The following is a 24,168-nucleotide window of genomic DNA, read 5'->3' on the forward strand; positions in this document are numbered from 1 at the left end:
GAGATGACGCCACGGCCACTGCTACTGGTCGGCGGGGGAGGACTGGCCCGCGAGGTGCTGGCCACGGTCCGCCTCTTCCCCGACGAGTGGAAACCCGTAGGCGCACTGGACGACGACCCAACCCGCCACGGCGCCGACCTGGACGGCCTCCCCGTGCTGGGCGGGTCGGAAATCGTGCACGACGTGCCCGACGCGGCCGTCCTGGTGTGCATCGCCAGCGCCCGCCGCCCGTTGGGCCGGATGAATGTCGTCCGACGCATGGACTTGCCACAAGACCGCTACGCCACCATCGTGCACCCGGCCGCGTCCGTACCCGAGGGCGCGGCGCTCGGCCCCGGCACCGTGCTCCTAGCCGGAACAGTCGTGACGACTCCGCTGCGCTTGGGGGCGCATGTCGTCGCGATGCCGCACGTGCTGGTCACCCACGACGACGAGGTGGCGGACGGCGTGACGTTCGCCGGTCGGGCGGCCCTGGGCGGTGCCGTGCGGGTCGGTGAGAGCGCCTACCTGGGGCAGGGCTCCTGCGTGCGGGAGGGCGTGACGATCGGCGCGGGCGCGGTCGTGGGCATGGGCTCGGTGGTGCTCACGGACGTGCCCGCGGGTGAGGTCTGGGTGGGGAACCCCGCCCGGAGACTGCGAGAGGGGAACGGTTCGTGATCGACATCCCGCTGGTGGACCTGCGTGCCCAGCACGAGCAGGTCGCCGACGAGGTCGCCGAGGGCTGGGCGCGGGTGCTGAAGAACACCGCGTTCATCGGCGGTCCACAGGTCGCCGAGTTCGAGGCGGAATTCGCCGCCTACCAGGAGGTCCCGCACTGCGTGGGCGTCGGCAACGGCACCGACGCCATCGAGCTGGCACTGCGCGCGCTGGAGATCGGCCCGGGCGACGAGGTGGTCCTACCCGCGAACACCTTCATCGCCACCGCCGAGGCCGTAGTCCGCGCCGGCGCAACCCCCGCCCTCGTGGACTGCGTAGCCGCCACCGGCCTGATCGACCCAACCCTGATCGCCGACGCCCTGACCCCACGCACCAAGGCGATCATCCCCGTACACCTCTACGGCCAGGCGGCGCCCGTAGAGCAACTGCACACCTTCGGCCTCCCCATCATCGAAGACGCCGCCCAGGCCCAGGGCGCACGCCGCTTCGACAAGCCCGTAGGCGGCCTCGGCGACATCGCCGCGACGAGCTTCTACCCCGGCAAGAACCTGGGCGCATACGGCGACGGCGGCGCAGTCCTGACAACCTCGGACACCCTCGCCACCACAGTCCGCCTGCTCCGCGAACACGGCTCCCCTCGCAAGTACGAACACACCGTCCTGGGCTTCAACAGCCGCTTGGACACCCTCCAGGCCGTCGTCCTGTCCGCAAAACTCCGCCACCTGGAGGCCTGGAACACCCAACGCCGCGCAGCAGCCGACCGCTACTCGAGCCTGCTGTCTGACGTACCCGGCGTCGTCCTCCCAGAGGTCCTGGAGGGCAACCTCCCGGTCTGGCACCTGTACGTCGTGCGGGTAGCCGACCGCGATCGCGTCCTGAAGTCTTTGCAGGAGGCCGGCATCGGCGCAGGCATCCACTACCCCACGCCCGTCCACCTGACCGGCGCGTTCGACTGCCTGGGCCACACCGTCGGCGACTTCCCGGTCAGCGAGGCCATCGCAGGCGAAATCCTGTCCCTCCCGCTGTTCCCCGAGATCACCCCGGCGCAACAGGAGCGGGTCGTCGAGGCGCTGGCGGAGGCGGTCCGATGAGCGTCTACGTCCACCCCAAGGGCTTGTGCGAGAGCGACCAGGTCGGCGAGGGCACCCGGGTGTGGGCTTTCGCGCACGTCCTCCCAGGCGCCCGAATCGGTCGTGACTGCAACATCTGCGACGGCGCTTTCGTCGAGGGCCGGGCAGTCCTGGGCGACCGCGTGACCGTCAAGAACGGGACCCTGGTCTTCGACGGCGTGATCTGCGAGGACGAGGTCTTCCTGGGCCCGAACGTCCTGTTCACCAACGACCTCCGCCCCCGCGCCGCAATCCGCAAAACCGGCGACGAATTGCTCTCCACCGCCGTCCGTCGCGGCGCTTCCCTCGGCGCCGGCACGGTCGTCGTGTGCGGTGTGGAAATCGGCGAATACGCCTTCGCCGCCGCAGGCGCAGTAGTGACCCGAGACGTCCCCGCACACTCCTTCGTAGCCGGCAACCCCGCCACCCACAAGGGCTGGGTCTGCGCCTGCGGCCACCGCTTGGACAACTCGCTGACCTGCCCGGACTGCGGCAACCACTACACCGAGGGCGACAAGGGCCTGGTCCGAACCTGACCAACCCGGTCGCAGTCGCCGAGCGGGCAGTCGCCGAGCGGGCAGTCGCCGAGCGGGCAGTCCGCCCGAGCGGACACACCTCAACTTGGGCTTCTTGCTTGTGTCATCCCCGTATGGCCCGCCCGAAGGGCTACCACAGATTTCCCGGGTGCAGCCGAAATTTTTTGTGAGGAGCGAGCAAAAAATTTTAGCGGCACCCGGGAAATCTGCGGTTGGCTTTGCCGGGTCATGTGGGGATGGCACAAGCAAGAAGCCCTCGCAGTTGTAGTTGTGTCATCCTTGGCGGCTCGCCCGCCGGCGAGGCTCTTTTGATCTTTAAGAGTCACGCTGTCGCTCTCAAGCCCACGCTTCGCGTGTGTGGACGCAACGCGCTCCGCTTCCGCAAGCTCGAACGCGCTTCGCGCTCTTGAACGCGCTGACGCGCTCTCAAGCTCCAACGCGCTGCGCGCTCTCAAGATCAAAAGCGGCGCTCGCCGCGCGGCAGGCCCCCCGGGGGGTGGAAGGGCGTCGGTTCGTCCCCCGTACGGCCTGCCGGAGGCAACCACCCTTCGCCCTTCTTGGCAACCGGTGAAGCGTGGTTGCCAAGAAGGGCGAAGCGCGGTTGGGCTGCGCCCAGGCCGTACGGGGGACGAACCGAGGCCCTTCCTGTGGCTTGGCAAGCCCGGGCAAAAGCAGCGCCTGCGGCGCAAAAGCAGCCGCTACGGGGCAAAAGCGCGGGTCGGTGTGCGGCCGAAGCGGCTAGGCCGCTGGACCCGGCTCTGCCGACGACCTCTCCTCCCGGGCGATCCGCAGCATCGCTCCCGCCAACCCGATGTACGCGAACACCAGCCCGGTCGCCACCCCGAACCCCAGCAAGTCGAACGTGATCGACGCGATCCCACCCGCCAGCACGGCCGACAGCACGCACGCCGCCAACCCCCGCAGGTGCTCGTCCTTGCTGATCATCCGCACCCGCACCACCGCGTACGCCGCCGCCAGGAACATCCCGATCAGCGCGAACAGCCCCAGGTACCCGTTCTCGATCAGCGTCAACAGGAACTGGTTGTCCAGGATCGTGTACTTCGTCGGCAGGAAGGTGCCGAAACCCCGGCCCAGCCACGGGTTCAGGTCGATCTGCTCGGCCGCCGCCGCGTAGTCCGCCGTCCTCGCTTTCACGCTCGGGTCGTCCTCGATGTTGGAGAACATGCCGCGCAGCGTGCCGAACAGGCCCGGCACCGCGACCGCCGCGCCGAGGAAGAAACCGCCGCCCACGACCGCCGCCGTGATGCGCTGCCGGCGCGGCAGGGTGATCACCATGATGACCCCGGCGACCGTCATGCCGAGGATCGCGGTCCGGGACAGGGCGGTCATCGCGCCCAACCCCACCAAGGCCAAGCACAGCAGCCAACGCACGTACGGCGTGCCCTCGTCCCGCGCTCGGAACACGTAATGCGCGCCCAACGGCACGGCCATCGCGCAGATCAGGCCGTACTCGATGGGGTGGTTGGTGGTGCCGGTCGGCCGGCGGAAGATCGAGCGCGACTCCATGACCGCGTAGCCGTTCTCCTGCGTCCGCAGGCCGGGGACGCTCACGTAGCTCGCCAGGTCCACGCCCAGCCCGAACTGGACCAGCCCGACGAACGCGATCAGCGCCGCGCAGCCGAGGATGAGCTTGAGCACCTTGTCCAGGCGTTCCTTGGTGCGGACGGCGTCGCAGATGAAGACCGCGAGCGCGATGGTGGCGGTGATGCGGACGATGCTGGAGTCCGCCACGGTCAGCTCGTCGGTCGGCAACCACCGCCGCGTCGCCACGGCGTAGGTCGCCAGGTGGGCGGCCAGGTAGAGCCCGATCGCGAACCGGACGACGTTGCGGCCCTTGCCCATGCCGAGGGTGTCCACCATCTGCGCGGACAGCCACAGCACGCCCAGCATCAGCGCCACGACGAGCGCGGGCGGCAGGGTCATCGGGACGAACGACAGGACCAGCCGGGCGGGGATGATCAGCAGGGCGAGGAGGTAGACGCAGACGAGCGTGGCCCCGTCCGCACGCTGCCGGACGTGCGCGCGCTGCGTGGTCAAGAGCCGTCGTCGTTGGTCGGCCATGCCGGTGTGGGCGGCGGCACGGCGATCTTCACCGTCTTCTCGCTGGCGGTGGGCTGCGCCTTGGGCGCTTGGACCTTCACCGTCTGCTCACTGGCCGTGGGGCGGCGCGCGGGCGGTCCCGGAGGACGGCGCTGGGCAGCGTTCGGCACGGGCTGACCGGCGGTGGGCGCGCCCTGCTGTTGCCCGTTCACAGACCGTTGCTGCCCGCCGGTCGGCGCGGGACCCGGAGCTGCCGGCCCGGTCGCCCCGGGAGCCGGGACCGGACCTGCCTGCCCGGCCGAACCAGCCGGGGCTGGTTGTGCGGGCGGGGCTGCCGGGCCTGCCGGGGCCACCGGCGCGGGCACGCCACCCGACTGGCCGCCCTTGCCGCCTGAGGAGTCGGCAGGCGGGGCGTCGTCCCCATCGTCCCCACCCGCGGCCCTGGCTGCGGCCTCACGCCGCCGGCGGAGGTGGTTCAGGACGCTGTCCGAGCCGAAGGTCGCCGCCGTGGTCAACAGCATCAGCAACACGAACGCCGCGCCGCCGTACCGGACCTTCCCGCCGATCTGCGCCTCCGCCTCGGTCGGGTTCACGATCACCTGCGAGGTGATGAACGTCGACTCCGGCGCCTTCAGCTTCCGCTGCTGGTCCTCCAGCTCCTTGGTCGCGAACTCCAACACCGTGCTGACCATCTTCTCGGCCGCCTCGGGCGTGTCGCTGTCCGCCGTGACGAACAGGAACGGCCCGTTCTGGCCGCCTCCCGTCGCCGTGTAGTTCAGCGGCGAGCCCTTGACGATGCCGAGCTTCTCGCGGGTCTTCGGGTCGGCCAGGATCTGGGACAGGATCTGCGAGGTGGTGGCGAGGCTGCCGTCGAACGCCAGCAGCGGGTTGATCTTGACCGCTTCCTCGGGCGTGACCTTCTGCGAGAACGTGCCGCCGGCGGCCGGCGTGGTCAGCACCATCACGCCGGAGGACTGGTACCGGGTCGGGATCGAGACGAAGATGCCCGCGGCGACCGCGACCGCGACCAACGCCGACGGCACGGCGATGTACCACCGCCTCCGCAGCGTCCGCACGGCGCCCCAGAAGTCCATCCGCTCCCCGATCCGCGTTCACCCCGAGTCACGTGCCCGCGGGGACTTGTTACTGTGGAAATCGGCCGACTCCGGCCCAGTCGTTACAGGTGGTGATGGACTTTGGGCTCGCGTCGCGTGGTGCTCGCCGTCCTCGCCATCGTACTGGTCGTCGGGGCCGGGGTGGTGTACGTGACCAGGGTCGTCAAGGACCAGCCCGCAGCGCCCACGGCCTCGGTGAACGCCGACTTGATGTTCGTCGAACTGGCCGACGGCCGCAGCCGCGTGGAACAGGTCGCCCTGTCCGCTCCGGACACCCGCAACGGCACCGACATGTCCTGCCAACGCGTCTACCGGGCGGGCGGAACCACCGTCTGCCTGCGCCTGGCCGGCCCCGGACCGACCTACGCCGCCGAGATCTCCCGCGACGGTGCCGTAATCCGCACCGTGCCACTACCCGGAGCGCCCAGCCGCGCGAAGGTCTCGGCATCGGGCCGGGTCGTGTCGTGGACGTCCTTCGTGACCGGTGACTCCTACCTCGTCCCCGGCGGCTTCTCCACCCGTACCGGCTACTTCGACTTGAGGACCGGCGAGGTCGTCGAGTCGCTGGAGACCTTCAGCGCCGAGGTCGAAGGCAAGCCCCACACCGCCCAGGACGTGAACTACTGGGGCCTGACCGTCGCCGCCGACGACCGCACTTTCTACGCCACCCTGGCCTCCGGCGGCCTCACCCACCTCGTGAAAGGTGACCTGGCGGACCGTCGCGTGACGTCACTGCGCCGTGACGCGGAGTGCCCCTCCCTCTCCCCGGACGGCACGAAGGTGGCCTACAAGAAGCGCATCGGCCGGCTCGGCCCCTGGGACCTGGCAGTGCTGGACCTCGCGACGGGCGCGGAGCGCCGGCTCCCGGGCACAGCGGGCATCGACGACCAGGCAACCTGGCTGGACAACGGCCGCCTGGCCTTCTCGGCCGTGCCGAAGGACGAAAAGCTGGCGTCCATCCACACGGTCCCCGCAGACGGCTCAACGCCGGCAACCCTGGTCATCAAGCACGCAACCTCGCCGTCCCCCATCTAAGTCAGCAGGCGCAACCTAGGCGAGCAGTTCTCGGCGCAGGACCTTCTCCAGCTCGTGTCCAGCGGCGTCCCACGACCTGCCCGACACGCTCGCCGACGCCGCACGGGCCAAAGCCGCGAAGTCCGGCGTAGTGACCACATCAGACAGTGCCCTGGCCAGATCATGCGGCGTGGCCTGGGCATACCGGACATGGTCGTTCTCCAACACCACCCGGTTGTGCGCGGCCTCGTTCACCACCGGGATGCACCCCGCCGCCAGCATCTCGTGCGGCACCAACGAAACATTCGTCATCGACAACGTCAACCCGGCGTAGCACCGGTTGTAGATCGCGTTCAGCTCGTCCGGCGTGATCAGGCCGTGGTCGACGTGCCGCGGCCCCAGGGAACCGATCTTCTCGCCATACGTGTGGATCACCACATCAGGGTGCTGCTCGGCGAACACCTCCAGCGCCAGCAAGCCGACCTCGATGGCCCGCCTCGGCGCGAGTCTCCGGGCATAGAACACCACACCGTCGCGCGCCCCGTTGTCCCGCAAGTGGTACCGGTCGGTGTCGCACCCGAAGTCGAACCAGTCCGCCGCCATCCCCACGTCGGTCCTCAGCTTCTCGGCCAGGAAACGCCCGGCGGTGAAGCCGTGGAAGCCCATCCGGTACGTGTTCTCGGCCAGCGCGGACAGGCCGCCGACCGGGAAGAACCAGGGCTCGTAGTCCTGCACCAGGTAGAAGCGCTTGCCGGCGCACGGGTCGTTGAAAGCCGGATACGCGGTCATCCAGGCCGTGGCGAAGACGGCGTGGGCGTCGGCCATGCCCTCGGTGGCGTCGAAGATGCCGCCGCGGAAGCCGGGGTACGCCGACCGGATCACCGGCTCGTGGTCGACGGCCCGACTGCCGTACACGTCGTACAGGTACAGCCGGCACGTGTGGCCCAACGACTCCAAGTGCTGGATCAACCGGAACATCGTGGTGTGGCCACCGGACCCGGGCGCCGGAGGCGTGCTGATCCAGTTGACCGTCAGCGACCCGTCAGCCGGAATCGGCGGCACCACAACGGGTTTGTGCGCGGAGACGTCCGCCGCGCGCACGTCCTCCCACCGCACGGGGAAGACCTCGGCCTCCGCGCCCAACCGCTTGGCGGCCGTGCGCAGCGCTCGGGCGCTCAGCGAGCGGACGCCCTGTTCCCGCACGATCCGCGACACCTGGTGCGCTCGACGTCGGAACACCTGGACGGGCTTCACGACCCACCCCTTCGCAGCAAGCCGAGCGCCTCGTGGCGCAACGGGAAGACGACGGCCGTGTAGGCCAACAGCGACAGCACGCCACCGATGATCAAGCGCCACAACGCATCCGCCACGAACCACTGCACGGACAGCGCCACGGCCACCATCACGACACCGCCCAGCACGGGCCGTGCCACCGCCGTGCCCAACGCCCGCGCACGCACCCCGTAAGGCCGGAACGCGATGAGGTAAGCGGGCACGATGAACACCAGCACCACAACGCTTTGCGCCAACGCGACACCGCGAATGCCGTCCAAGTGCGCACCCAACGCCAGCAACGGCACCAAAGTGGCCAGCCACACCACATGGATGACGAGGATCGCCCGCGACCGCCCGGCACTGGCCAGGTAGTCGTACCCCAGCTCCAACGCCACCCGCATCGCGCCCAGCAAGACCAAAGCCGCCAAAGCCGCCGCCGCGGGAGCCCACCGCTCGCCGTACACCGTGCGCACCAAAGGATCGGCCAACGAAGCCAACAGCACGCACGCCGGCACGGTGAACAACGCCAGCAACCCCAAAGCCCGCCCGAAAGCCCGCTGGAACGCCTCAGGGTCGTCCCGCAGCTTGGAGAACGCCGCCAGCGACACGCTCCGCACCGGCTGCGAGAACGCACCCACCGGCCAGTTCGCCAGGTTCGTCGCCAGCAGGTAGAACCCCAGCGGCACGGTCCCCAGCACGCTGCCCACGATGATGCTGTCGACGTTCAGCACGCCGAAGATGAGCAGCGAAGCCCCGGCCAGCGGCAGCCCGAACCCCAGCACCTCACGTGCCCGCCGCGGGTCGAACCCCGGTCGATAGCGCTCCTTGGTGAACGCGAACATCACCACCGCGGCGGTCACGTTGGTCGCGATGCGCGACCACGCCAGGCTCCACGCCCCGAACCCGAGCACCGCCAGCACGACCACGACCGCCGTGCCGACGACGAACGCCGACGTGTCGGCCGCGAACTTGTGGTCCTGCCGCAACTCCCGTTGCAGCAACGCCCCCGGCACGGCCGAAGCGCCCGCGATCACCAGCGCCACCGACATGAGCTGGATGACGCCCGTGGCCTGCGGCGTCCCCATCGCTGCGGCGAAGAATGGGGCGCCCACCACGCACAGCCCGCACAACACGCACCCGGACAGGATCGACAGCGTGGTCACGGTCGGCGCGATGTCCTCGACCGGCTCGTCCGTGCGGACCAGCGCCACGCTCACGCCCATCTCGCTGACGCTCAGCACGATGTTGAGCACCACCAGCGCGACCGCGAACACGCCGAACTGCTCGGGCGCGATCAGCCGCGCCAGCAGGACCCCGACACCGACCTGCGAGACGCGTTGGAGCAGGCTGTTGATCGCGCTCCAGCGGATGGCCGAGGTGACCTTGCCCTCCAGGGTGGTCACTGCCCCCGCCACTTCCAGACCTGCTTCCCGACCAGGCCCCGCCCGCGCTTGACCAGGTGCGCGCCGACGAAGATCTGGGTTCGGCTGCACAGCTTCGCGCCCAGCGCCTTGCGCCGCCGCAACGCCCGGTACTCGGGCAGTCGCTCGGTGTGCGGGTAGACCGACCGGGCGAACTCCACCAGTTCCTCTACCGGGATCTCGTCGAGCTTGTCCCGGTCGTAGGCGCGCACCGCCCGCCACAAGGCGTCCTTCGCGATGGACCGGTTGGCCAGGTTCTTGAGCCGCGGCGGCAGGTCGGGGTGCTCGGAGAAGAACCGGTCGAACACGGCCTGTCGCTGCTCCAGGTCGGCGAACACCGACGAGAACTGCGTGCGGAACATGCTCTGCTGGTGCACCCGGTAGTACGCCGCGGGCTTGCCCCGCACGTACCCGATGTCCGAGACCGCGGCGATGCGCATCCACATCTCCAGGTCGCCGGCGTGCGGCAGGTCCGGCCGGTAGCCGCCGACCTGCTGCTGCACCGACGTGCGCACCACGGCCTCGGGCGAGGACAGCACGTTCTGCCCGGTGCGGCAACGGTTCTCGATCCAGTCCACACCGGACCACACCGTCGTGCCCGCCGGCGGAGTGACGATGGATGGCAAATCGTCGTGGTCGGAGTAGTAGACCACCCGCCCGTACACCATGCCGACGTTCGGGTTCGCCTCGAAGACCGCGGCGGCGCGGGCGAGCGCGCCCGGCGCCAGCAGGTCGTCAGCGGACAGCAGCACGGTGTAGTCGGCCTTGGCCCACTCCAGCAGGCCCTCGTTGTAGGTGGCGATGTGGCCCTGGTTGACCTCGTGGCGGCGGCCCTCGACGCGCGGGTCCTCCACCAGCTCCGCCATGACCTCGGGCGTCTCGTCGGTGGACGTGTCGTCGATGACCAGCACCCGCACGTCCACGCCGGGCTGGTCGAGCACGCTGCGCACGCAGGCTCGCAGGAACCTGGCGTAGTTGTAGCAGGGGATGACGACGTCGACCGTGGGTCGTGTCGGGGCTTCAGTCACGTCCTACACATCGCCCCCGGGCACGGATCGTTAACTCGGTGGCGATAACGGCGGGCCGCGGATCCCGATGTACCGGTCGACGGGAAGGGGTCTTCGATGGACCACGTTGTGCTGACGCGCTTCAACCTGCCCTCGGTCGGCGCGGAGAGCGTCGTCCGGGCGCGGGAGGGGTGGTTGACCGAGCGCGTCGGGCTGTTCGAGCGGTACTGCCTGCCGTCGGTGCGCGCGCAGACGTCCGCGAACTTCCGGTGGATCATCTACTTCGACCCGCAGAGCCCCGAATGGCTCAAGGACCGCATCCGCGAGCACGGCGAGGTCTACACGCCGGTGTTCCGGGAGCAGGTCAGCCGCGAAGACCTCCTGGAAGACATCTCGAAGCTGTTCCCGACCAGGGGTGACACCCTGCTGACCACCAACCTCGACAACGACGACGGCCTGGCCGCGGACTTCGTCGCCCGCCTCCAGGCCGTCCGCACGACCGCGCCGCGCACCGCGCTGTACCTGGCGAACGGCCTGGTCAAGAGCCCGACCGGGCTGTACGCCCACCACGACCCGGACAACGCGTTCGCTTCGATGCTGGAGTCCTGGGACGCCCCGGTCACCTGCTGGGCCGACTGGCACAACCGGTTGCACCGGCACGCCGAGGTGGTGTCGGTGGGCGGCGCGCCGGGCTGGCTCCAGGTCGTGCACGGCGGGAACGTGAGCAACCGCACCCGCGGCCGGCTCGTGTCCCCGACCCCCCACCGGCCGCTGTTCGGCGATGCGCTGGACGACGTGCCGGAGCCCGACCGCCGGGTCCTGGCCCGTGACCGGTTCGTGGGACATCCCTTGCGGGTGGCCCGGGACGGGGCCAGATACTTGGCCAAGACGACGGCCATGCGGGTGCTCGGACCGGGTGGTTTCGAAAGGGCCAAACAGGTGCTGGCCGCTCGTGGCCGCGCCACGTCGTCGAGCTGAACAGGCTCGCTGAACAAGGACAACCGCCATGGCTCGTGCCCGACACCTCGCGCTGGCCGCCCTGCTCACCGCCGCCACCGCGTGCAAGGCCGAAGCCGAACCACCGCCGCCGCAGGGCGTCCCGCCCGCCCCCGCGCGGGACGCCCAGCCCGCCCCGGTGGTCGACTACTACAAGAAGTGGGCCAACGGCCCCAACCCGACCGGCGACCCGAACGTCTTCCCGATCACCGTGTGGATGCAGGACCCGTCCGGCATCGAGAACGGCGTGAAGCTCGGCAAGGCGTACCCGGAGATCGGGATCGACGTCGGGCTCGGGCTGTGGGAGGACGAGTGGTGGTACCTGCGCCGCGAGGGCCTCATCGAGACCGACTGGCGGGTCTACGTCGACCCCAAGCGCCTGGACACCGTGCTCGGGGACAAGGGCCACGAGCGCAACTACGTGGGCTACCTGGTCGCCGACGAGCCGGACATGAACAAGGTCTACGGGGACGTGTTCCACCCGGAGATGCAGCCGTCCGCGATCCTGGCCAAGTCCAACGACACCCGCGCCAAGGACCCGTCCCGGCCGACCTACATCAACTTCGGCGTGTGGATGGGCACCCCGGGCGGCAGCGTCGGCTACGGGTACGTCGAGAAGTCCTACGAAGAGGACATGAAGACCTACTGCTCGGCGGCGGACATCGCCTCGGCGGACTACTACGGCTGGACCCACCCCGATCGCGGTGACCGGGTGGGGGCGTTCAGCTACGGCGAGGTCATCGACACCATGCGCAAGTGGTGCGGCCCGGACAAGCCGCTGTACGGGTTCGTCGAGACCGGCCACCCGCACACGCACGGCGAGACCATCACGCCGGACCAACTGGAGTCCGCCGTGTGGAACACGATCCTGCACGGCGCCACCGGCATCAACTACTTCGCGCACAGCTTCTACACCGACGGCAAGGGCGAGTACTCCAGCGTCCTGACCCGTCCGGAGATCACCGCGAAGGTCAAGGAGGTCAACGCGAAGCTCAAGGCGCTGGCGCCCGTGCTCAACGCGCCGAGCCTGCCGGGCGTGACGGCCAAGAGCGACAACGACATCCCGGTGTCCGTGCTGCACAAGGAAGCTCAGGGCGCCAAGTGGGTGCTCGCCCAGACCGATGGCAACACGAAGGTCCCGCGCAGTGGTGCCGCCCGCGTGGAGATCACCGTGCCGGTGCAGTCGGGGACGGCGACGGTGGTGGGCGAGGATCGGACTGTATCCATTGAGAACGGAAAGATCGTGGACGACTTCGGGCCGTACCAGGTGCACGTGTACCGCTTCTAGGCGCCGTCCTGCTTTGCGCCGCGCAGCGGCGCTTCGCCGCGCAGCGGCGCTTCGCCGCGCAGCGGCGCTTCGCCGCGCTCCGCGCGGCTGGCTGGCTCCAGTCACAGGCGGGCCTCGGTTCCCCCACCGTATGGCCTGCCCGAAGGTTGGCTCCGCCAGGCCGTGCGGTGGGGGAACCGACGCCCTTCCTCCCCCACTGGTGGTCTGTCCGCCGGCGAGGCTCTTTTGATCTTCAGACTCGCACATCCCTACACAATCTCGGACGGGCTCCGCGCTCTCACGTTCAGACGCGCTCCGGGCTCTCAAGCTCGGACGCGCTCAACCCTCTCAAGATCAAAGCGCCTGGCCGGCCGGCCGGCCGATGACTTCCAGCACAAGCCCTGGCTAACGGACGGGGCCGCTACGGCGATTGGGGCAATGCGGGATCCCAGTCGACTTGGAGGCCGAAAGTGCCCACTACCGAACGGCTCAGACCGATCCGCAAGATGCCCGCGCTGTGCGGTGTCGCAGCGCTGGGCGCTGCCCTGCTCGTGCCGTCCGCGTCGGCTGTGGCCGCACCGACCCGGGTCCTCGGCTACATCGCCAACAACGGCGGAGGCGTGTCGGTCCTGGACACCTCCACCGACACCCTGACCAGCACCCTGTCCGACGCGGGCGGCGACTCGCCCTACGGTGTCGGCGTCGCCTTCGACGGTGCGCGCGGCTATGTGACGAACGTTCGCAACAACACCCTCACCGTCATCGACACGCCCACCAACACGATCGACGCCGCGGTGCCGGTCGGCGACGGGCCGGCGGGTGTGGTCGTGTCGCCCAGCGGCGGTCACGTGTACGTGTCGAACTACCGCGCCGGCACGGTGTCCGTGGTGGACGCCGCGACCCTCACCACGACCGCGACCGTCGACGTCGGCCCCAACGCCGACGGCGTCGCGATCACCCCGGACGGCAAGAAGCTGTTCGTGGCGCACGACGTGGTCGGCGCGGGCACGGTGTCCGTCGTGGACACCTTCACCATGACCGAGGTCGAGGAGATCCCGACCGGCAACACCCCGACCGCGGTGGCGGTGACGCCCGACGGCAGCCGGCTGTTGGTGGTCAACAAGTTCTCCAACAACGTGGCCGTGGTGGACGTGGCCTCCCACGCGGTGGTCGGGACGATCCCGGTCAGCTTCATCCCGCACGGCGTGGCCATCTCGCCGGACGGGACGCGGGCGTTCGTGACCAACAGCGAGGCCGACTCGCTGTCGGTGCTGGACATCCCGGCGATGGCGCCGCTCCTGGCGGTCCCGGTCGGCGACCGGCCCATCAGCGTGGCGCTCACCCCGGACGGCTCCCGTGCGTACGTGACGAACTTCAACAGCAACTCGGTGTCCGTTGTGGACACCGCCACCCTGTCGGTGGTCAACACGATCGCGGTGGGCGTCAACCCGGTCGGCATCGCCATCCACGGCGTGCCGCCCGCGCCCACGAAGCTCGTCGCCGAGCACGCCACGCTCCAGGTGCGGCTGCTCGGGTTCACCGTGCGCGGCATGGACGCCACGTTGACCGAGTCGCACACCGGGCGTCCGGTGGCCGGCAAGACCATCGAGTTCCGCACGGTGAAGGGACAGGCGCTGTGCAACGCCCTCACCAACGCGTCCGGCAAGGCCTCGTGCGACGCCAACGTGCCGTTGCTGGTGGGCCTGGCGACGTTGTTGCAGGGCTACACGGCGGCGTACCCGGGTGACATCACCCACGGCCCGTCGGTCGCCCACGGTTCGATCGGCTTGTTGTGATCCGCGACCGGCTCGACCCGTGCCTCAGGTGCACGGGTCGAGCCGGTACGGGTCGGGTTTGTAGCCCTCGGCGTTGAGGTCGCCGAAGTTGGCGCGGAAGAACTGGTCCCACGCGCCGTTGGTGATGAACCCCTTCAGGCCGTCGGTGATCCGCTCGCACAGGGCTTTGTCGTTCTTGGGCAGGCCGACGCCGTAGCGTTCCTGCGCGCCGAAGGTCAGGTCCAGCACCTTCAGGCCCGGGGTCTGGCGGGCGAAGCCGTGCAGGATGATCTGATCGGTCGAGGCGACGTCGACCTCCTTGCGCTGGAGCCGTTCGACGCACTGCCGGGTGCCGATCTCGGTGGTCGTGGTGACCCGGTCCCTCAGCGCGCCGGCGGTGAGCTGGTCGTAGGAGGTGCTGCCGGACTGGGTGCACACCGTCAGGCCGGCCAGGTCGTCCAGGGTGCGGATCGGCCGGTCGAAGTCCGCGCGGACCAGGAAACCCTGCTTGGACAGCAGGTAGGGGCCGGCGAACCCGATCTTGCCGCGCCGTTCGTCGGTGATGGAGAAGGTGTGCACCACCATCTGCACCCGGCCCTGGGCGAGCGCGTTGACCCGCTGGGCGATGATCACGTCGACCTCGACCGGGGTGAACTGCGGGGTCGTGTTGCGGCCCAGCCACCGGTACAGGTCGACGTCGAAGCCCCGGCGTTCGTGGGTGTCCGGGTTCAGGACGGCCAGGCCGGGGATGTCCGTGCCGACGCCGACGTTCATCGGGCGGTCGGCGGCCACGGACGGCGGGGACGGCGACGCGGGCGGCAGGGAGCACGCCGTGAGGACTGCCAGGGCGCTGGAGAGCGCGGCGACCCGTGTCCACATGCTGGTGGACCCCTCTCAGTTGTAGAGCACCGCTTCGGTGACACCGAGGTCGACGCGGCAGGTCTCGTCGGGCATGGACAGCTCGATCAGCACGCGCGCCTCGCGGGTGGTGCCGCGCAGGTCGAGCCGGACCTCGTGGCCGGACAGGCGGTCCGCGATCGGCTCGTCCTCGCGGCCGTCGCGCACGAGGGTCACGGTCATCCGCGCCGAACCCACGCAGTCGCCGACCTTCGCGTGGTTGACCAGGGTGGGCGTGACGAACAGGTACCGCCGCTCCGGCGGGCTGCCGGGGACGCGGAAGCCGGCGTGCTCACCGTCGGCCATCTCCTCGGCGTTGGACAGCTCGACCAGGTCGGTGACCGGCACGTCCGGCTTCACCACGACCAGCCAGAACCCCAGGCCGCCCAGCACCCCGAGCACGGCCGGGACGGCGGCGAACACCCAGCGCGGCAAGGGCCTCCGGGCCGGCTTGACCGCGGTCGTGCGGGCCGCGCCGGAGTGCTGGAAGCCCAGCACGGTCACGACCAGGGACGCCGTGCCGACCAGCAGGGACACCGCGTCGGCGATCCCCTCGCCCTTGTTGCCCAGCAGCAGCAACCAAATCACGAAACACGACACGCCGACCAGCAGCGGCGCGGCCCAGAAGAGCTGGACGACCCACCACGGTCGCTTCACGGCGGCTCCTGCGGTTCCTCCCCGAACCAGATGAGCGACCACGATATCGGTTCAGAGGGGCGGACCTCAGGCGATCCGCCAAGCAACCACCAATGCGATGACGAGCGCGCCGATCGCGCTGTAGACGGCGGTGCCGAAAGCCGCGAACTGGAGCAGAAAGCCGAACGCGACGGAAGACACCAGGCGGGTGAGCGCCTGCCCCGTCTGGATGACGGACAGGCCGGAAGCCCGCAAAGATTCGGGTACGAGGGTGCTGATGCGGGCGGAGAGGACACCGTCGGTGGCCGCGTAGAAAAGTCCGTGCAGGAGCAGGGCGATCCCCATGCCGAGGTAGCCCGAACCGGTGGTGAGCAGCAGCAGGTACACGGCGAGCAGCAGCACGTGCCCGCCGAGGAACACCCGCCACCGGCCGACCCGGTCGGCCAGCAGCCCCAGCGGGGTGGCGGCGACCAGGAAGACGAGCGCGGTGCCGAGGGGGAGCAGCGGGAGCAGGCCGGGGCGGATGTCCGTGGACTTCTGGATCAGGATGAACACGAACGCGTCGGACAGGGTTGCCAGGCCCAGGACGCCCGCGACGATCGCGACCTTGCGGTAGCCGGCGTCCTTGAGCAGCGCGAGCCCGGCTTTGATCGACGGCCGCGGGCCGGGGCGGGTTTCGCGGCGGTTCTCCCGGACGAACGCGATGAGGACGATCAGGCCGATCGCGGCGAAGCACGCGCTGACGACGAACACCGGGCCGGCGATCATGCCGATCTGGGCGAGCAGGAGGAAGGTGACCAGGGGGCCGAGCAGCGCGCCGATGGTGTCCATGGTGCGGTGCACGCCGAACGCGGCGCCGAGGCGTTCGGGCGGGGTGGCGAGGGAGATCAACGCGTCGCGCGGGGCGGTGCGGAGGCCTTTGCCGGCGCGGTCGGCGGCCATCGTCGCCCCGATGCCGAACGCGTTGGCGCCGACGAGCGGGAAGACGAGCTTGGTGGCTGCGGACAGTCCGTAACCGACCGCCGCGACGGCCTTGTGCCGGTGGGTCTTGTCGGAGACGTGCCCGCCGACGAGGCGGAGGACGGCGGTGGCGCCCGTGTACAGACCGTCGAGGATGCCGAACTGCGCGTAGCCCATCTGCAGCGTGAACAGCAGGTAGACGGGCATGAACGCGGTCACCATCTCGGCCGAGACGTCGGTCAGCAGGCTGACCGTGCCCAGGGCCACCACGGTGCCGGGGACCTTGCCCCGGGCGCGCTGGGACGGCCGGACGGATGCGACGTACATGCCCCCTTATCGGTCACGGTTGGTAGTCGTTACCTGGTGTGGGCTTGATCGCGGGCACCGCCTTGCTTGGACGGCTGGACAAGAAGGCTTCAACCGCCCGTTGCGAATCGCGCGATGTCTTTTCGCCCGGTGCTGTGCGTCGAAGGCAACCCGCGCCACATCCGGGTCCGGCCAGGTAACGAGGGGGGTTGTCCGCTCGATGTCGCGGGTATGTCGCAGTTGCCTCACGAGCGGGTTCGGGTGGGCGTCGTCGATGTCTGGGCGGTTCGGGAGCCTGACGTCGTGGCCCACGTCGTCGAGGGTTGGCGGCACGGGGAGGGCGGGGCGATCGTGACGGCGAACGTGGACATCGTTCGGGCCGCCACCCGCGATCCCGCCCTGGGTGCGCTGGTGGCGGAGTCGGAGGTGGTGGTCGCCGACGGGATGCCGGTGGTCTGGGCCGGGCGGTTGGCCGGGGTCCCGGTGCCGGAGCGGGTCACGGGGGCCTCACTGGTGTTCACGCTGTGTGAGGCGGCTGCTCGGGAAGGGCGATCGGTGTACCTGCTCGGCGGGAACCCGGGGATTCCGGAGAAGGCCGCGGGCGTGCTGTGCGAGCGGTACCCGAAATTGCGGGTGGCGGGGACCGACTCGCCGCCGTTCGGCTTCCACGCCGATCCCGTGCTGGCGGCCGAGGCCGTGGCGAAGGTCGTTGAGGCCAAGCCCGACCTGGTGTTGGTCGGGCTGGGATTCCCCAAGCAGGAACGGGTGATCCGGATGTTGCGGGCCGAACTGCCGCAGGCCTGGTACCTGGGCTGCGGGGCCGGCATCCCGATGGCGGCGGGGGAGTTCAAGAGAGCTTCCGGCGTGGTGCAGAAGATGGGGGCCGAGTGGGTGCACCGGCTCGCCCTCGAACCGCGTCGGCTGGCCAAGCGGTACCTGCGTGACGACCTGCCCTTCGCCGTCCGCCTGCTGGCGGCTGCGGTGAAGACCCGGCTCGGCAAGGGGAAGTGAACAGCGTGCCGCTCGCCGTGGTCATCGTGACCTATTGCAGCGCCGCCGTGATCGAGGACTGCCTCCGGTCCGTCACGGTCGCGTTGGAGTCCATTCCGGACAGTCGGATCGTGGTGGTGGACAACGCTTCCGGTGACGACACCCTCGACGTGGTCGCACGGGTCGCGCCTGACGCCCAGGTGGTGGCGAGGGACACGAACGACGGGTTCGCCGCCGGGGTGAACGCGGGATTCGCGGCCGCCCCCGACTGCGATGTGCTGGTGCTGAACCCCGACATCCGGCTCGACGCCGATGCGGTGGAGTTGTTGCTGGCGACGCTTGCCTTGCCGGGCACGGGAATCGTGTCGCCTCGGCTGGTGGGGTCGGACGGGCGCCAGCAGTTCTCCCTGCGGCGCGCGCCCACCGTGTTGCGGGCCTTGGGGGAGGCGGTGCTGGGCGGCAACCGGGCCGGGCGGGTCGACGCGCTGGGCGAAGTGGTGGTCGATCAGCGCCGGTACGACACCGCCGGGCAAGCCGACTGGGTCACCGGGGCCGCCTGGCTGATCTCGCGGGAGTGCCGGGAGGCGACCGGGTGGTTGGAGGAGCGGTACTTCCTGTACTCCGAAGAGACCGAGTACATGCTGCGGGCCGGCGATCGCGGGTTCGCGGTGCGGTACGAGCCCCGGGCGAAGGCGGTGCACCTCGGGGGTGAGCAGTCGACGTCGCCGTGGTTGTGGTCGATGGCCACGACCAACCGGGTCCGGATGGTGCGCGAGCGACGAGGCCGGCCGGCCGCGTTCGCGATGTGGTGGGCCGTTCTGCTGAACGAAATCCTGCGAGCGCCTCGGAGCGCGAAGCACCGGCGGGCGGTTCGGGACCTGGTGCGGTGGCGCCAGTGGCCGGCCACGAGCAGAGACGACGACGGCACGGGCTGGATCTGCTTCTCCGCCCAGGACTGGTGGTACCACAACCGGGCGCACTCGGACTTCCAGCTCATGCGGTCGGTGGCGCAGCGGCGGCGGGTGCTGGTGGTGAACAGCATCGGGATGCGGATGCCGACCCGGGGCAACAGCACGCACGTGGCCCGCCGCATCCTGCGCAAGCTCAAGAGCGTCGCCAAGTTCATCCGCAAACCGCTGCCGAACTTCTACGTGATGTCCCCGCTGCCCCTGCCGTTCTACGGCTCGCCGTTCCTGCGCCGGGTCAACGCTGTGCTCGTGCGCGCCCAAGTACGGCTCGTGGCCACGTTTCTGCGGCTGAAGACGCCCGTGATCATGGTCACCATCCCGACCGCCTGGGACGTGGTCGCCCCGATGCGCCGCCGCGGCCTGGTGTTCAACCGGTCCGACCGGCACTCCGACTTCCCCGAAGCCGACCGCGAGGCCATCCAGGCCCTCGAACGCCAACTGCTGACCAACGCCGACCACGTCGTCTACGTCAGCCACGTCCTGATGGACGACGAACGCACGCTGACCGGCGACCGCGCCCACTTCCTCGACCACGGCGTGGACGTCGACCACTTCACCGCGCGCCCGGAGTTCGAGTGGCCCGACGACATCCGGTCGATCGACGGCCCGCGCATCGGGTTCTTCGGCGCGCTGGACGACTTCCTGGTCGACTTCGACCTGCTGGAACGCCTCGCGGCCGAACTGCCGGACGCCTCCCTGGTGCTCATCGGCGACGCGACCCACCCGATGGAGCGCTACGACAAGTACCCGAACGTCCACTGGCTCGGCTTCCGCCCCTACGACAGCATCCCGGCCTACGGGTCGGCGTTCGACGTGGCGATCATGCCGTGGCTGGACAACGACTGGATCCGGCACTCCAACCCGATCAAGCTCAAGGAGTACCTGGCCCTGGGCCTGCCGGTGGTGAGCACGGACTTCGCCGAGCTGGACGCCTACCGCGACCGGGTCCGCGGGGTGCGCACGCACACCGAGTTCGTCGAGGCCGTCCGCCGCACCCTCACCGAGGGCGGGCTGAAACCGGCGAACGCGCTGCGCCAGTCGGTGCTGACCTACTCGTGGCACTCGCGGGCGCAGGAGTTGCTCGACCTCGCCGAACGGTGACGGGGATAACGATGACGCGGTGAACCGGGCCGACTCCGACCGCCCCGGTCCCGGACTTCTCTAATGTGGGTGGTGTGCAGCCACTGCCCCCGGACGCCCCGCAGCGGATCGGCGACTACACGCTGCTCGCCGCCCTGGGTCGCGGGGCGATGGGTTCCGTGTACCTCGCCCGGTCCCGCGGCGGGCGGCCGGTCGCGGTCAAGGTCGCCAAGGCCGAGCTCGCCGACAGCCCCCAGTTCCGGGAGCGGTTCCGGCGCGAGGTGGAGATGGCGCGTTCGGTGGGCGGGTTCTGGACGGCCACCGTCGTGGGCGCGGACCCGGACGCCGAGCGGCCCTGGATGGCCACCGAGTACGTGCCCGGACCGACCCTCCAGCAGGCCGTCCACGACTTCGGGCCGCTGCCCGAGCGCGCCGTCCGCAGACTGGCCGGCGGCCTGGCCGAGGCGCTGGTCGCGATCCACGGCGCGGGCCTGGTGCACCGCGACCTCAAGCCGTCCAACGTGCTGCTCGCGACCGACGGGCCGCGGGTCATCGACTTCGGCATCGCCCGCGCGCTGGAGAGCTCCGGCCTGACCGAGGCCGGGATCGTGTTCGGCACGCCCGGCTACCTCTCGCCCGAGCAGGTCGTGGGCTCGAAGATCACCCCGCAGAGCGACGTGTTCGCGCTGGGCTCGGTGCTGGTCTACGCGGCGACCGGCGCGGGTCCGTTCGGCGAGGGCGCCACGTCGGCGCTGGTGTACCGGGTGGTGCACCAGGAGCCGGACCTGTCCCGGGTGCCGCCCGGCCTGGTGCCGCTGATCGTGCCGTGCCTGGTCCGCGACCCCGCGCACCGGCCGACGCCCGCCCGCCTGCTGGAGCTGATCGGGCCGCCGTCCAACGACCCGTCGTGGCTGCCGGCGGAGGTCCGGACGCTGGTCGAGCAGCGGCACACCCAGCTGCGGGAACTGCCCGCCAAGCCGCCCACCCGGGTCATGGGCCAGGAGGCCAAGCCGCCGACCCGGCTGCTGGTGGAGGAACCGCCGCAGCCGGTGAGCCCGCCGCAGCCGGTGGCTCCGGCGAAGGTGGTGGGGGCGGCGAAGGTGGTGGGGCCGGTCAAGCCGTACACGCCGCCGGCGAAGAAGAGCGGGGCGAAGTTCAAGACCTCGCGCGCGGTCGGCCTGGGCTGGATGTCCGCGCACGCGTTCGCCGCGCTGGTGTCGGCGGGCATCGCCAGTGAGACCTCCGGCGCGCCGAACGGGGTGCGGGCGGCGGCGCTGGTCGCGTTCCTGGTGTTCGCGCTGGCCGCGGTGCGGCTGCTGGTGGGTGTGTTGCGCTCGCCGCTGACCATCGACATCGGGCCGGACGGGATCGTGCTGTCCAACGGCACCGAAAGTCGTCGCCTGCCCTGGTACGCGATCTCCCGCGTCCGGGTCGACGCCCACCACTCGCGGCCCTGGGTGATGGTGTGGCTGGTGGGGGCGGCCAAGGCGCCGGAGTCGTTGGGGCGCGGCAGCTTCCACACCCACAAGGGCGGCCTGCGGGTCTACCCGATCTCGCACGAGCGGTACCGCAAGCGGCGGGAGCGGGACGTGGCGGAGATCAGGTCGGCTTTGGCCTGGTACGGCTCGTCGGTCTACGACCCCCGTTAGGGTGCGGGCGTGGATGGGGATCAGCCGGTCAGAGCCGGCCTCACGCCGTCGGAACTCGCGCAGGACCTGCTCGGGCGCATCACCAAGGCGACCGAGTACGGCCGGTCGCGCAAGGACCGGTTCCGCCGCCGGTCGGCCGCGCTGAAGATCTCGCTGCTGGGCCTGTCCGCCACCGCCACCATCATCCTGGGCTGGCAGGACTTGGACTTCTGGACCGGTCTGGCGTTCTCGCTGGTCGCCCTGACCACGGTGGTCAGCGCGCTGGAGCCGTTCTTCGCGTGGCGGTCGCTGTGGGTGCTGATGGAGGAGTCCCAGTACCGCTTCTACCGGCTGCGCGACGACCTGGCGCACTACATCGCCGCCACCAAGCCCGAGGACGTCGACCGGGCCCACGTGGAGGAGATGTTCGCGCAGTACCAGGCCATCTGGGCGCAGGTCAGCGACCGGTGGCTGGAGTACCGGCGGATCAGCGACCGCTGAACACGGCCTTGCCCGGCCCGTCGGCCAGGAACGACGCCACCCCGTTGCGCAGGTCCTCGGTGTCGAACAGGTCGGCCGCGATGGCCGTGACGTGCTCGTTCGCCTCGGCGACGCCGCCGCGTTCGTAGTAGGCCAGCACCTGCTTGGTGGCCGCGTGCGCCATGGTCGGACCGGCGGCCAGGGACGTGGCGAACGCCAGCGCGGCGTCGTCGAAGCCCTCGTGCGGCAGCACCCGGTTGACCACGTTCCACCGCTCCAGCGTGGCCGCGTCGTACCGGTCGCCGGTCATCACGAATTCCTTGGCCCGCCCCACGCCCGCCCGTGCGGCCAGCCGCTGCGTGCCGCCCATCGTCGGGGTCAGCCCGATGACCTTCTCCACCAGCCCGAACGACGCCCGTTCGGAGGCCAGCAGGATGTCGCACGCCACCGCGACCTCGAACGCCCACGTCAGGCACAGGCCGTGCGCGGCGAAGACGGTCGGGAAGGGCAGGGCGGCGACCCGGTCGGGCAGGTCGAGCATCTGGTCGAACAGGGCCTTGGCGCGCGCCCTGGTCTCCTGCGCGGCGAACAGCCGCACGTCCACCCCGCCGCTGACCACCTTGCCCTCGAAGCGCACCAGGAGCGCCCGCGCGGGCCGGTCCTCCAGGTCGCCGACGGCGGCGTCCAGCAGGTCCTGCAGTTCGGCGGTGTAGAGGTTCAACGGGGGAGCGTCGACGGTGAGCACGGCGACACCCGCCGCGTCCCGCTCGACGCGGACCTGTTGCGCTGCCACGGGCGAGGACTTTACACGCGTCCGGAATGGCGAAAACCGGGTGTCCGAATGGCCCAGCCGGTGCGCAGAATAGCCGCGTGACGACTTGGACCGTTCAGCCCGTTGCGCCGGACAGCCCCGCTGCGGTACGCCTGATCCGTACCTACCTGGCCGACATCATCGGCCGCTACTACGGCCGCCCGGCCACCGACACCGAGGTCGACCGGGCGATCGCGGACGACCCGACCGACGATCTTTCGATGTTCTTCGTGGCTTCCCGGGGCGGGCGGGACCTGGGTTGCGCCGGCTTCCGGATGGTCGACCCGAAAACTGCGGAACTGAAGCGGCTCTTCATCCGTTCGGACGCACGCGGGCTCGGTGGCGGGGCAGCACTCCTGGTAACCGTGGAAGCCGCCGCCGTCTCGTTTGGCGCATCCTCCATTCGCCTCGACACCCGCGCTGACCTGGTCGAAGCCCGGAAGCTGTACGCCCGGCACGGTTACGCTGAGGTGCCGGCCTTCAATGACGACCGCTATGCGGAGCACTGGTTCGAAAAGCGGCTATAGGTCCCATAGGGTTCCGGAATCCCCCGTGTGAGGTGTCTCACTTGACACTGAATTAGGGGGACAGTTGAGTGTGTCACGAAAGTCGGCCGCGGAATGAAATGGGGATCAGTCCAGTGGCTTTCGCCGTTGAGTTGACATTTCGTGATGCGCGCCAGGTGCGGAGATCCATTCATCTCGCACATCGCGAATACTGGCGACCGCTCGCCGAGCAGGGCGTCCTGGTGGGCACGGGACCGTGGGCCGACGGCTCCGGTGTCCTGCTGATCTGCCAGGTGCCCGACGAGTCCGCCGCGCGAGACCTGGTGCGCGGTGACCCGTACGTGCGCTCGCAGTCGATCGCGGAGGTGCGGATCCGCCAGTGGCACGTGCTGATGGGCGTGCCCGAGGGCGAGCGGGTCCCCGGCATGGTGCGCCCGAGAGACGGGCAGAGCGCCGAGTCCCGGACGCGCGAGCAGCTGACGCCGCACGAGCACCGGATCGCGCTGATGATGCTGGAGGGCATGACCAACCGGCAGATCGCGGAGCACTTCTCGGTGTCCACCCGCGCGGTCGAACTGCACATCACCAGGATCTACCGCAAGCTCGACATCGGACGCCGCGCGCAACTCGCCGCGGCGATGCCGTGGGGGCAGCGCTCTTACCTGTGACCTGA

22 protein-coding genes are annotated in these 24,168 nt (G+C 70.1%); 13 read left to right on the forward strand and 9 right to left on the reverse strand.

What is annotated here, in order from left to right; all coding sequences use genetic code 11:
• Positions 1–3: 3 nt before the first annotated feature.
• From RIN75_RS19720 to RIN75_RS19730, 3 genes are read left to right on the forward strand one after another with little or no spacing between them, the layout of a single operon-like run.
• On the forward strand, positions 4–657 hold the full coding sequence (locus tag RIN75_RS19720; RefSeq protein ID WP_309113436.1) for a NeuD/PglB/VioB family sugar acetyltransferase: 654 nt from the start codon (positions 4–6) through the stop codon (positions 655–657).
• The gene (locus RIN75_RS19725; RefSeq protein ID WP_375295983.1) at positions 654–1,748 is read left to right on the forward strand and encodes a DegT/DnrJ/EryC1/StrS family aminotransferase; all 1,095 of its coding nucleotides are present in this window, start codon (positions 654–656) and stop codon (positions 1,746–1,748) included. The genes RIN75_RS19720 and RIN75_RS19725 overlap by 4 nt, the downstream gene beginning before the upstream one ends.
• A complete protein-coding gene (locus RIN75_RS19730) occupies positions 1,745–2,302 on the forward strand; it encodes an acyltransferase (protein WP_309113437.1) in 558 nt (185 codons plus the stop codon). The genes RIN75_RS19725 and RIN75_RS19730 overlap by 4 nt, the downstream gene beginning before the upstream one ends.
• A 738-nt stretch (positions 2,303–3,040) precedes the next feature.
• Here the strand turns inward: RIN75_RS19730 and RIN75_RS19735 are convergent.
• Positions 3,041–4,360, reverse strand: coding sequence for an O-antigen ligase family protein (locus RIN75_RS19735; protein WP_309113438.1), 1,320 nt, complete (start codon positions 4,358–4,360; stop codon positions 3,041–3,043).
• Entirely contained in the window at positions 4,357–5,457 is a 1,101-nt protein-coding gene (locus RIN75_RS19740; RefSeq protein ID WP_309113439.1) for a hypothetical protein, read from the reverse strand. Before RIN75_RS19740 ends, RIN75_RS19735 begins: the two co-directional genes overlap by 4 nt.
• A 102-nt stretch (positions 5,458–5,559) precedes the next feature.
• On the opposite strand from RIN75_RS19740, the gene RIN75_RS19745 reads away from it, so the two are divergent.
• Positions 5,560–6,513 (forward strand): hypothetical protein, encoded by a 954-nt coding sequence (locus RIN75_RS19745; protein ID WP_309113440.1) that lies wholly within the window; start codon positions 5,560–5,562, stop codon positions 6,511–6,513.
• Positions 6,514–6,528: 15 nt separating this feature from the next.
• Here the strand turns inward: RIN75_RS19745 and RIN75_RS19750 are convergent, their stop codons facing one another.
• From RIN75_RS19750 to RIN75_RS19760, 3 genes are read right to left on the reverse strand one after another with little or no spacing between them, the layout of a single operon-like run.
• Positions 6,529–7,746 carry a glycosyltransferase family 1 protein gene (locus RIN75_RS19750; RefSeq protein ID WP_309113441.1) on the reverse strand — a complete coding sequence of 406 codons (1,218 nt, stop codon included), beginning with the start codon at positions 7,744–7,746 and terminating at the stop codon, positions 6,529–6,531.
• A complete protein-coding gene (locus tag RIN75_RS19755) occupies positions 7,743–9,182 on the reverse strand; it encodes a lipopolysaccharide biosynthesis protein (protein ID WP_309113442.1) in 1,440 nt (479 codons plus the stop codon). The genes RIN75_RS19750 and RIN75_RS19755 overlap by 4 nt, the downstream gene beginning before the upstream one ends.
• The gene (locus RIN75_RS19760; RefSeq protein WP_309113443.1) at positions 9,167–10,216 is read right to left on the reverse strand and encodes a glycosyltransferase; all 1,050 of its coding nucleotides are present in this window, start codon (positions 10,214–10,216) and stop codon (positions 9,167–9,169) included. Before RIN75_RS19760 ends, RIN75_RS19755 begins: the two co-directional genes overlap by 16 nt.
• 96 nt (positions 10,217–10,312) lie before the next feature.
• Here RIN75_RS19760 and RIN75_RS19765 point away from each other — a divergent pair, with 96 nt between their 5' ends.
• The 3 genes from RIN75_RS19765 to RIN75_RS19775 all read left to right on the forward strand — a co-directional run bounded on the left by RIN75_RS19765 (position 10,313) and on the right by RIN75_RS19775 (position 14,254).
• A complete protein-coding gene (locus RIN75_RS19765) occupies positions 10,313–11,173 on the forward strand; it encodes a glycosyltransferase (RefSeq protein ID WP_309113444.1) in 861 nt (286 codons plus the stop codon).
• A gap of 28 nt (positions 11,174–11,201) precedes the next feature.
• On the forward strand, positions 11,202–12,479 hold the full coding sequence (locus tag RIN75_RS19770) for a hypothetical protein (protein WP_309113445.1): 1,278 nt from the start codon (positions 11,202–11,204) through the stop codon (positions 12,477–12,479).
• Between the two features lie 449 nt (positions 12,480–12,928).
• Positions 12,929–14,254, forward strand: a complete 1,326-nt coding sequence (locus tag RIN75_RS19775; protein WP_309113446.1) for a beta-propeller fold lactonase family protein — start codon at positions 12,929–12,931, stop codon at positions 14,252–14,254.
• A gap of 24 nt (positions 14,255–14,278) precedes the next feature.
• Here the strand turns inward: RIN75_RS19775 and RIN75_RS19780 are convergent, their stop codons facing one another.
• The 3 genes from RIN75_RS19780 to RIN75_RS19790 all read right to left on the reverse strand — a co-directional run bounded on the left by RIN75_RS19780 (position 14,279) and on the right by RIN75_RS19790 (position 17,053).
• Entirely contained in the window at positions 14,279–15,112 is an 834-nt protein-coding gene (locus RIN75_RS19780) for a transporter substrate-binding domain-containing protein (RefSeq protein WP_309113447.1), read from the reverse strand.
• Positions 15,113–15,127: 15 nt separating this feature from the next.
• Positions 15,128–15,787, reverse strand: a complete 660-nt coding sequence (locus tag RIN75_RS19785; protein ID WP_309113448.1) for a hypothetical protein — start codon at positions 15,785–15,787, stop codon at positions 15,128–15,130.
• Positions 15,788–15,853: 66 nt separating this feature from the next.
• Positions 15,854–17,053, reverse strand: coding sequence for an MFS transporter (locus RIN75_RS19790; RefSeq protein WP_309113449.1), 1,200 nt, complete (start codon positions 17,051–17,053; stop codon positions 15,854–15,856).
• A gap of 210 nt (positions 17,054–17,263) precedes the next feature.
• On the opposite strand from RIN75_RS19790, the gene RIN75_RS19795 reads away from it, so the two are divergent.
• The 4 genes from RIN75_RS19795 to RIN75_RS19810 all read left to right on the forward strand — a co-directional run bounded on the left by RIN75_RS19795 (position 17,264) and on the right by RIN75_RS19810 (position 22,199).
• Positions 17,264–18,043, forward strand: a complete 780-nt coding sequence (locus RIN75_RS19795) for a WecB/TagA/CpsF family glycosyltransferase (RefSeq protein ID WP_309113450.1) — start codon at positions 17,264–17,266, stop codon at positions 18,041–18,043.
• On the forward strand, positions 18,040–20,091 hold the full coding sequence (locus tag RIN75_RS19800) for a glycosyltransferase (RefSeq protein WP_309113451.1): 2,052 nt from the start codon (positions 18,040–18,042) through the stop codon (positions 20,089–20,091). The genes RIN75_RS19795 and RIN75_RS19800 overlap by 4 nt, the downstream gene beginning before the upstream one ends.
• 74 nt (positions 20,092–20,165) lie before the next feature.
• The gene (locus RIN75_RS19805) at positions 20,166–21,719 is read left to right on the forward strand and encodes a serine/threonine-protein kinase (RefSeq protein WP_309113452.1); all 1,554 of its coding nucleotides are present in this window, start codon (positions 20,166–20,168) and stop codon (positions 21,717–21,719) included.
• Positions 21,720–21,728: 9 nt separating this feature from the next.
• Positions 21,729–22,199 carry an SLATT domain-containing protein gene (locus RIN75_RS19810; protein ID WP_309113453.1) on the forward strand — a complete coding sequence of 157 codons (471 nt, stop codon included), beginning with the start codon at positions 21,729–21,731 and terminating at the stop codon, positions 22,197–22,199.
• Here the strand turns inward: RIN75_RS19810 and RIN75_RS19815 are convergent.
• Positions 22,186–22,971, reverse strand: coding sequence for an enoyl-CoA hydratase/isomerase family protein (locus tag RIN75_RS19815; protein WP_309113454.1), 786 nt, complete (start codon positions 22,969–22,971; stop codon positions 22,186–22,188). The two genes, RIN75_RS19810 and RIN75_RS19815, sit on opposite strands and share 14 nt — an antisense overlap.
• A 77-nt stretch (positions 22,972–23,048) precedes the next feature.
• Here RIN75_RS19815 and RIN75_RS19820 point away from each other — a divergent pair, with 77 nt between their 5' ends.
• Both RIN75_RS19820 and RIN75_RS19825 read left to right on the forward strand, forming a co-directional pair.
• The gene (locus RIN75_RS19820) at positions 23,049–23,516 is read left to right on the forward strand and encodes a GNAT family N-acetyltransferase (protein ID WP_309113455.1); all 468 of its coding nucleotides are present in this window, start codon (positions 23,049–23,051) and stop codon (positions 23,514–23,516) included.
• Between the two features lie 98 nt (positions 23,517–23,614).
• Complete coding sequence (locus RIN75_RS19825; protein WP_309113456.1) at positions 23,615–24,163, forward strand: LuxR C-terminal-related transcriptional regulator; 549 nt, start codon at positions 23,615–23,617, stop codon at positions 24,161–24,163.
• Positions 24,164–24,168 lie beyond the last annotated feature (5 nt).

Source organism: Saccharothrix sp. (genome assembly GCF_031180885.1).
Classification (GTDB): domain Bacteria; phylum Actinomycetota; class Actinomycetes; order Mycobacteriales; family Pseudonocardiaceae; genus Actinosynnema.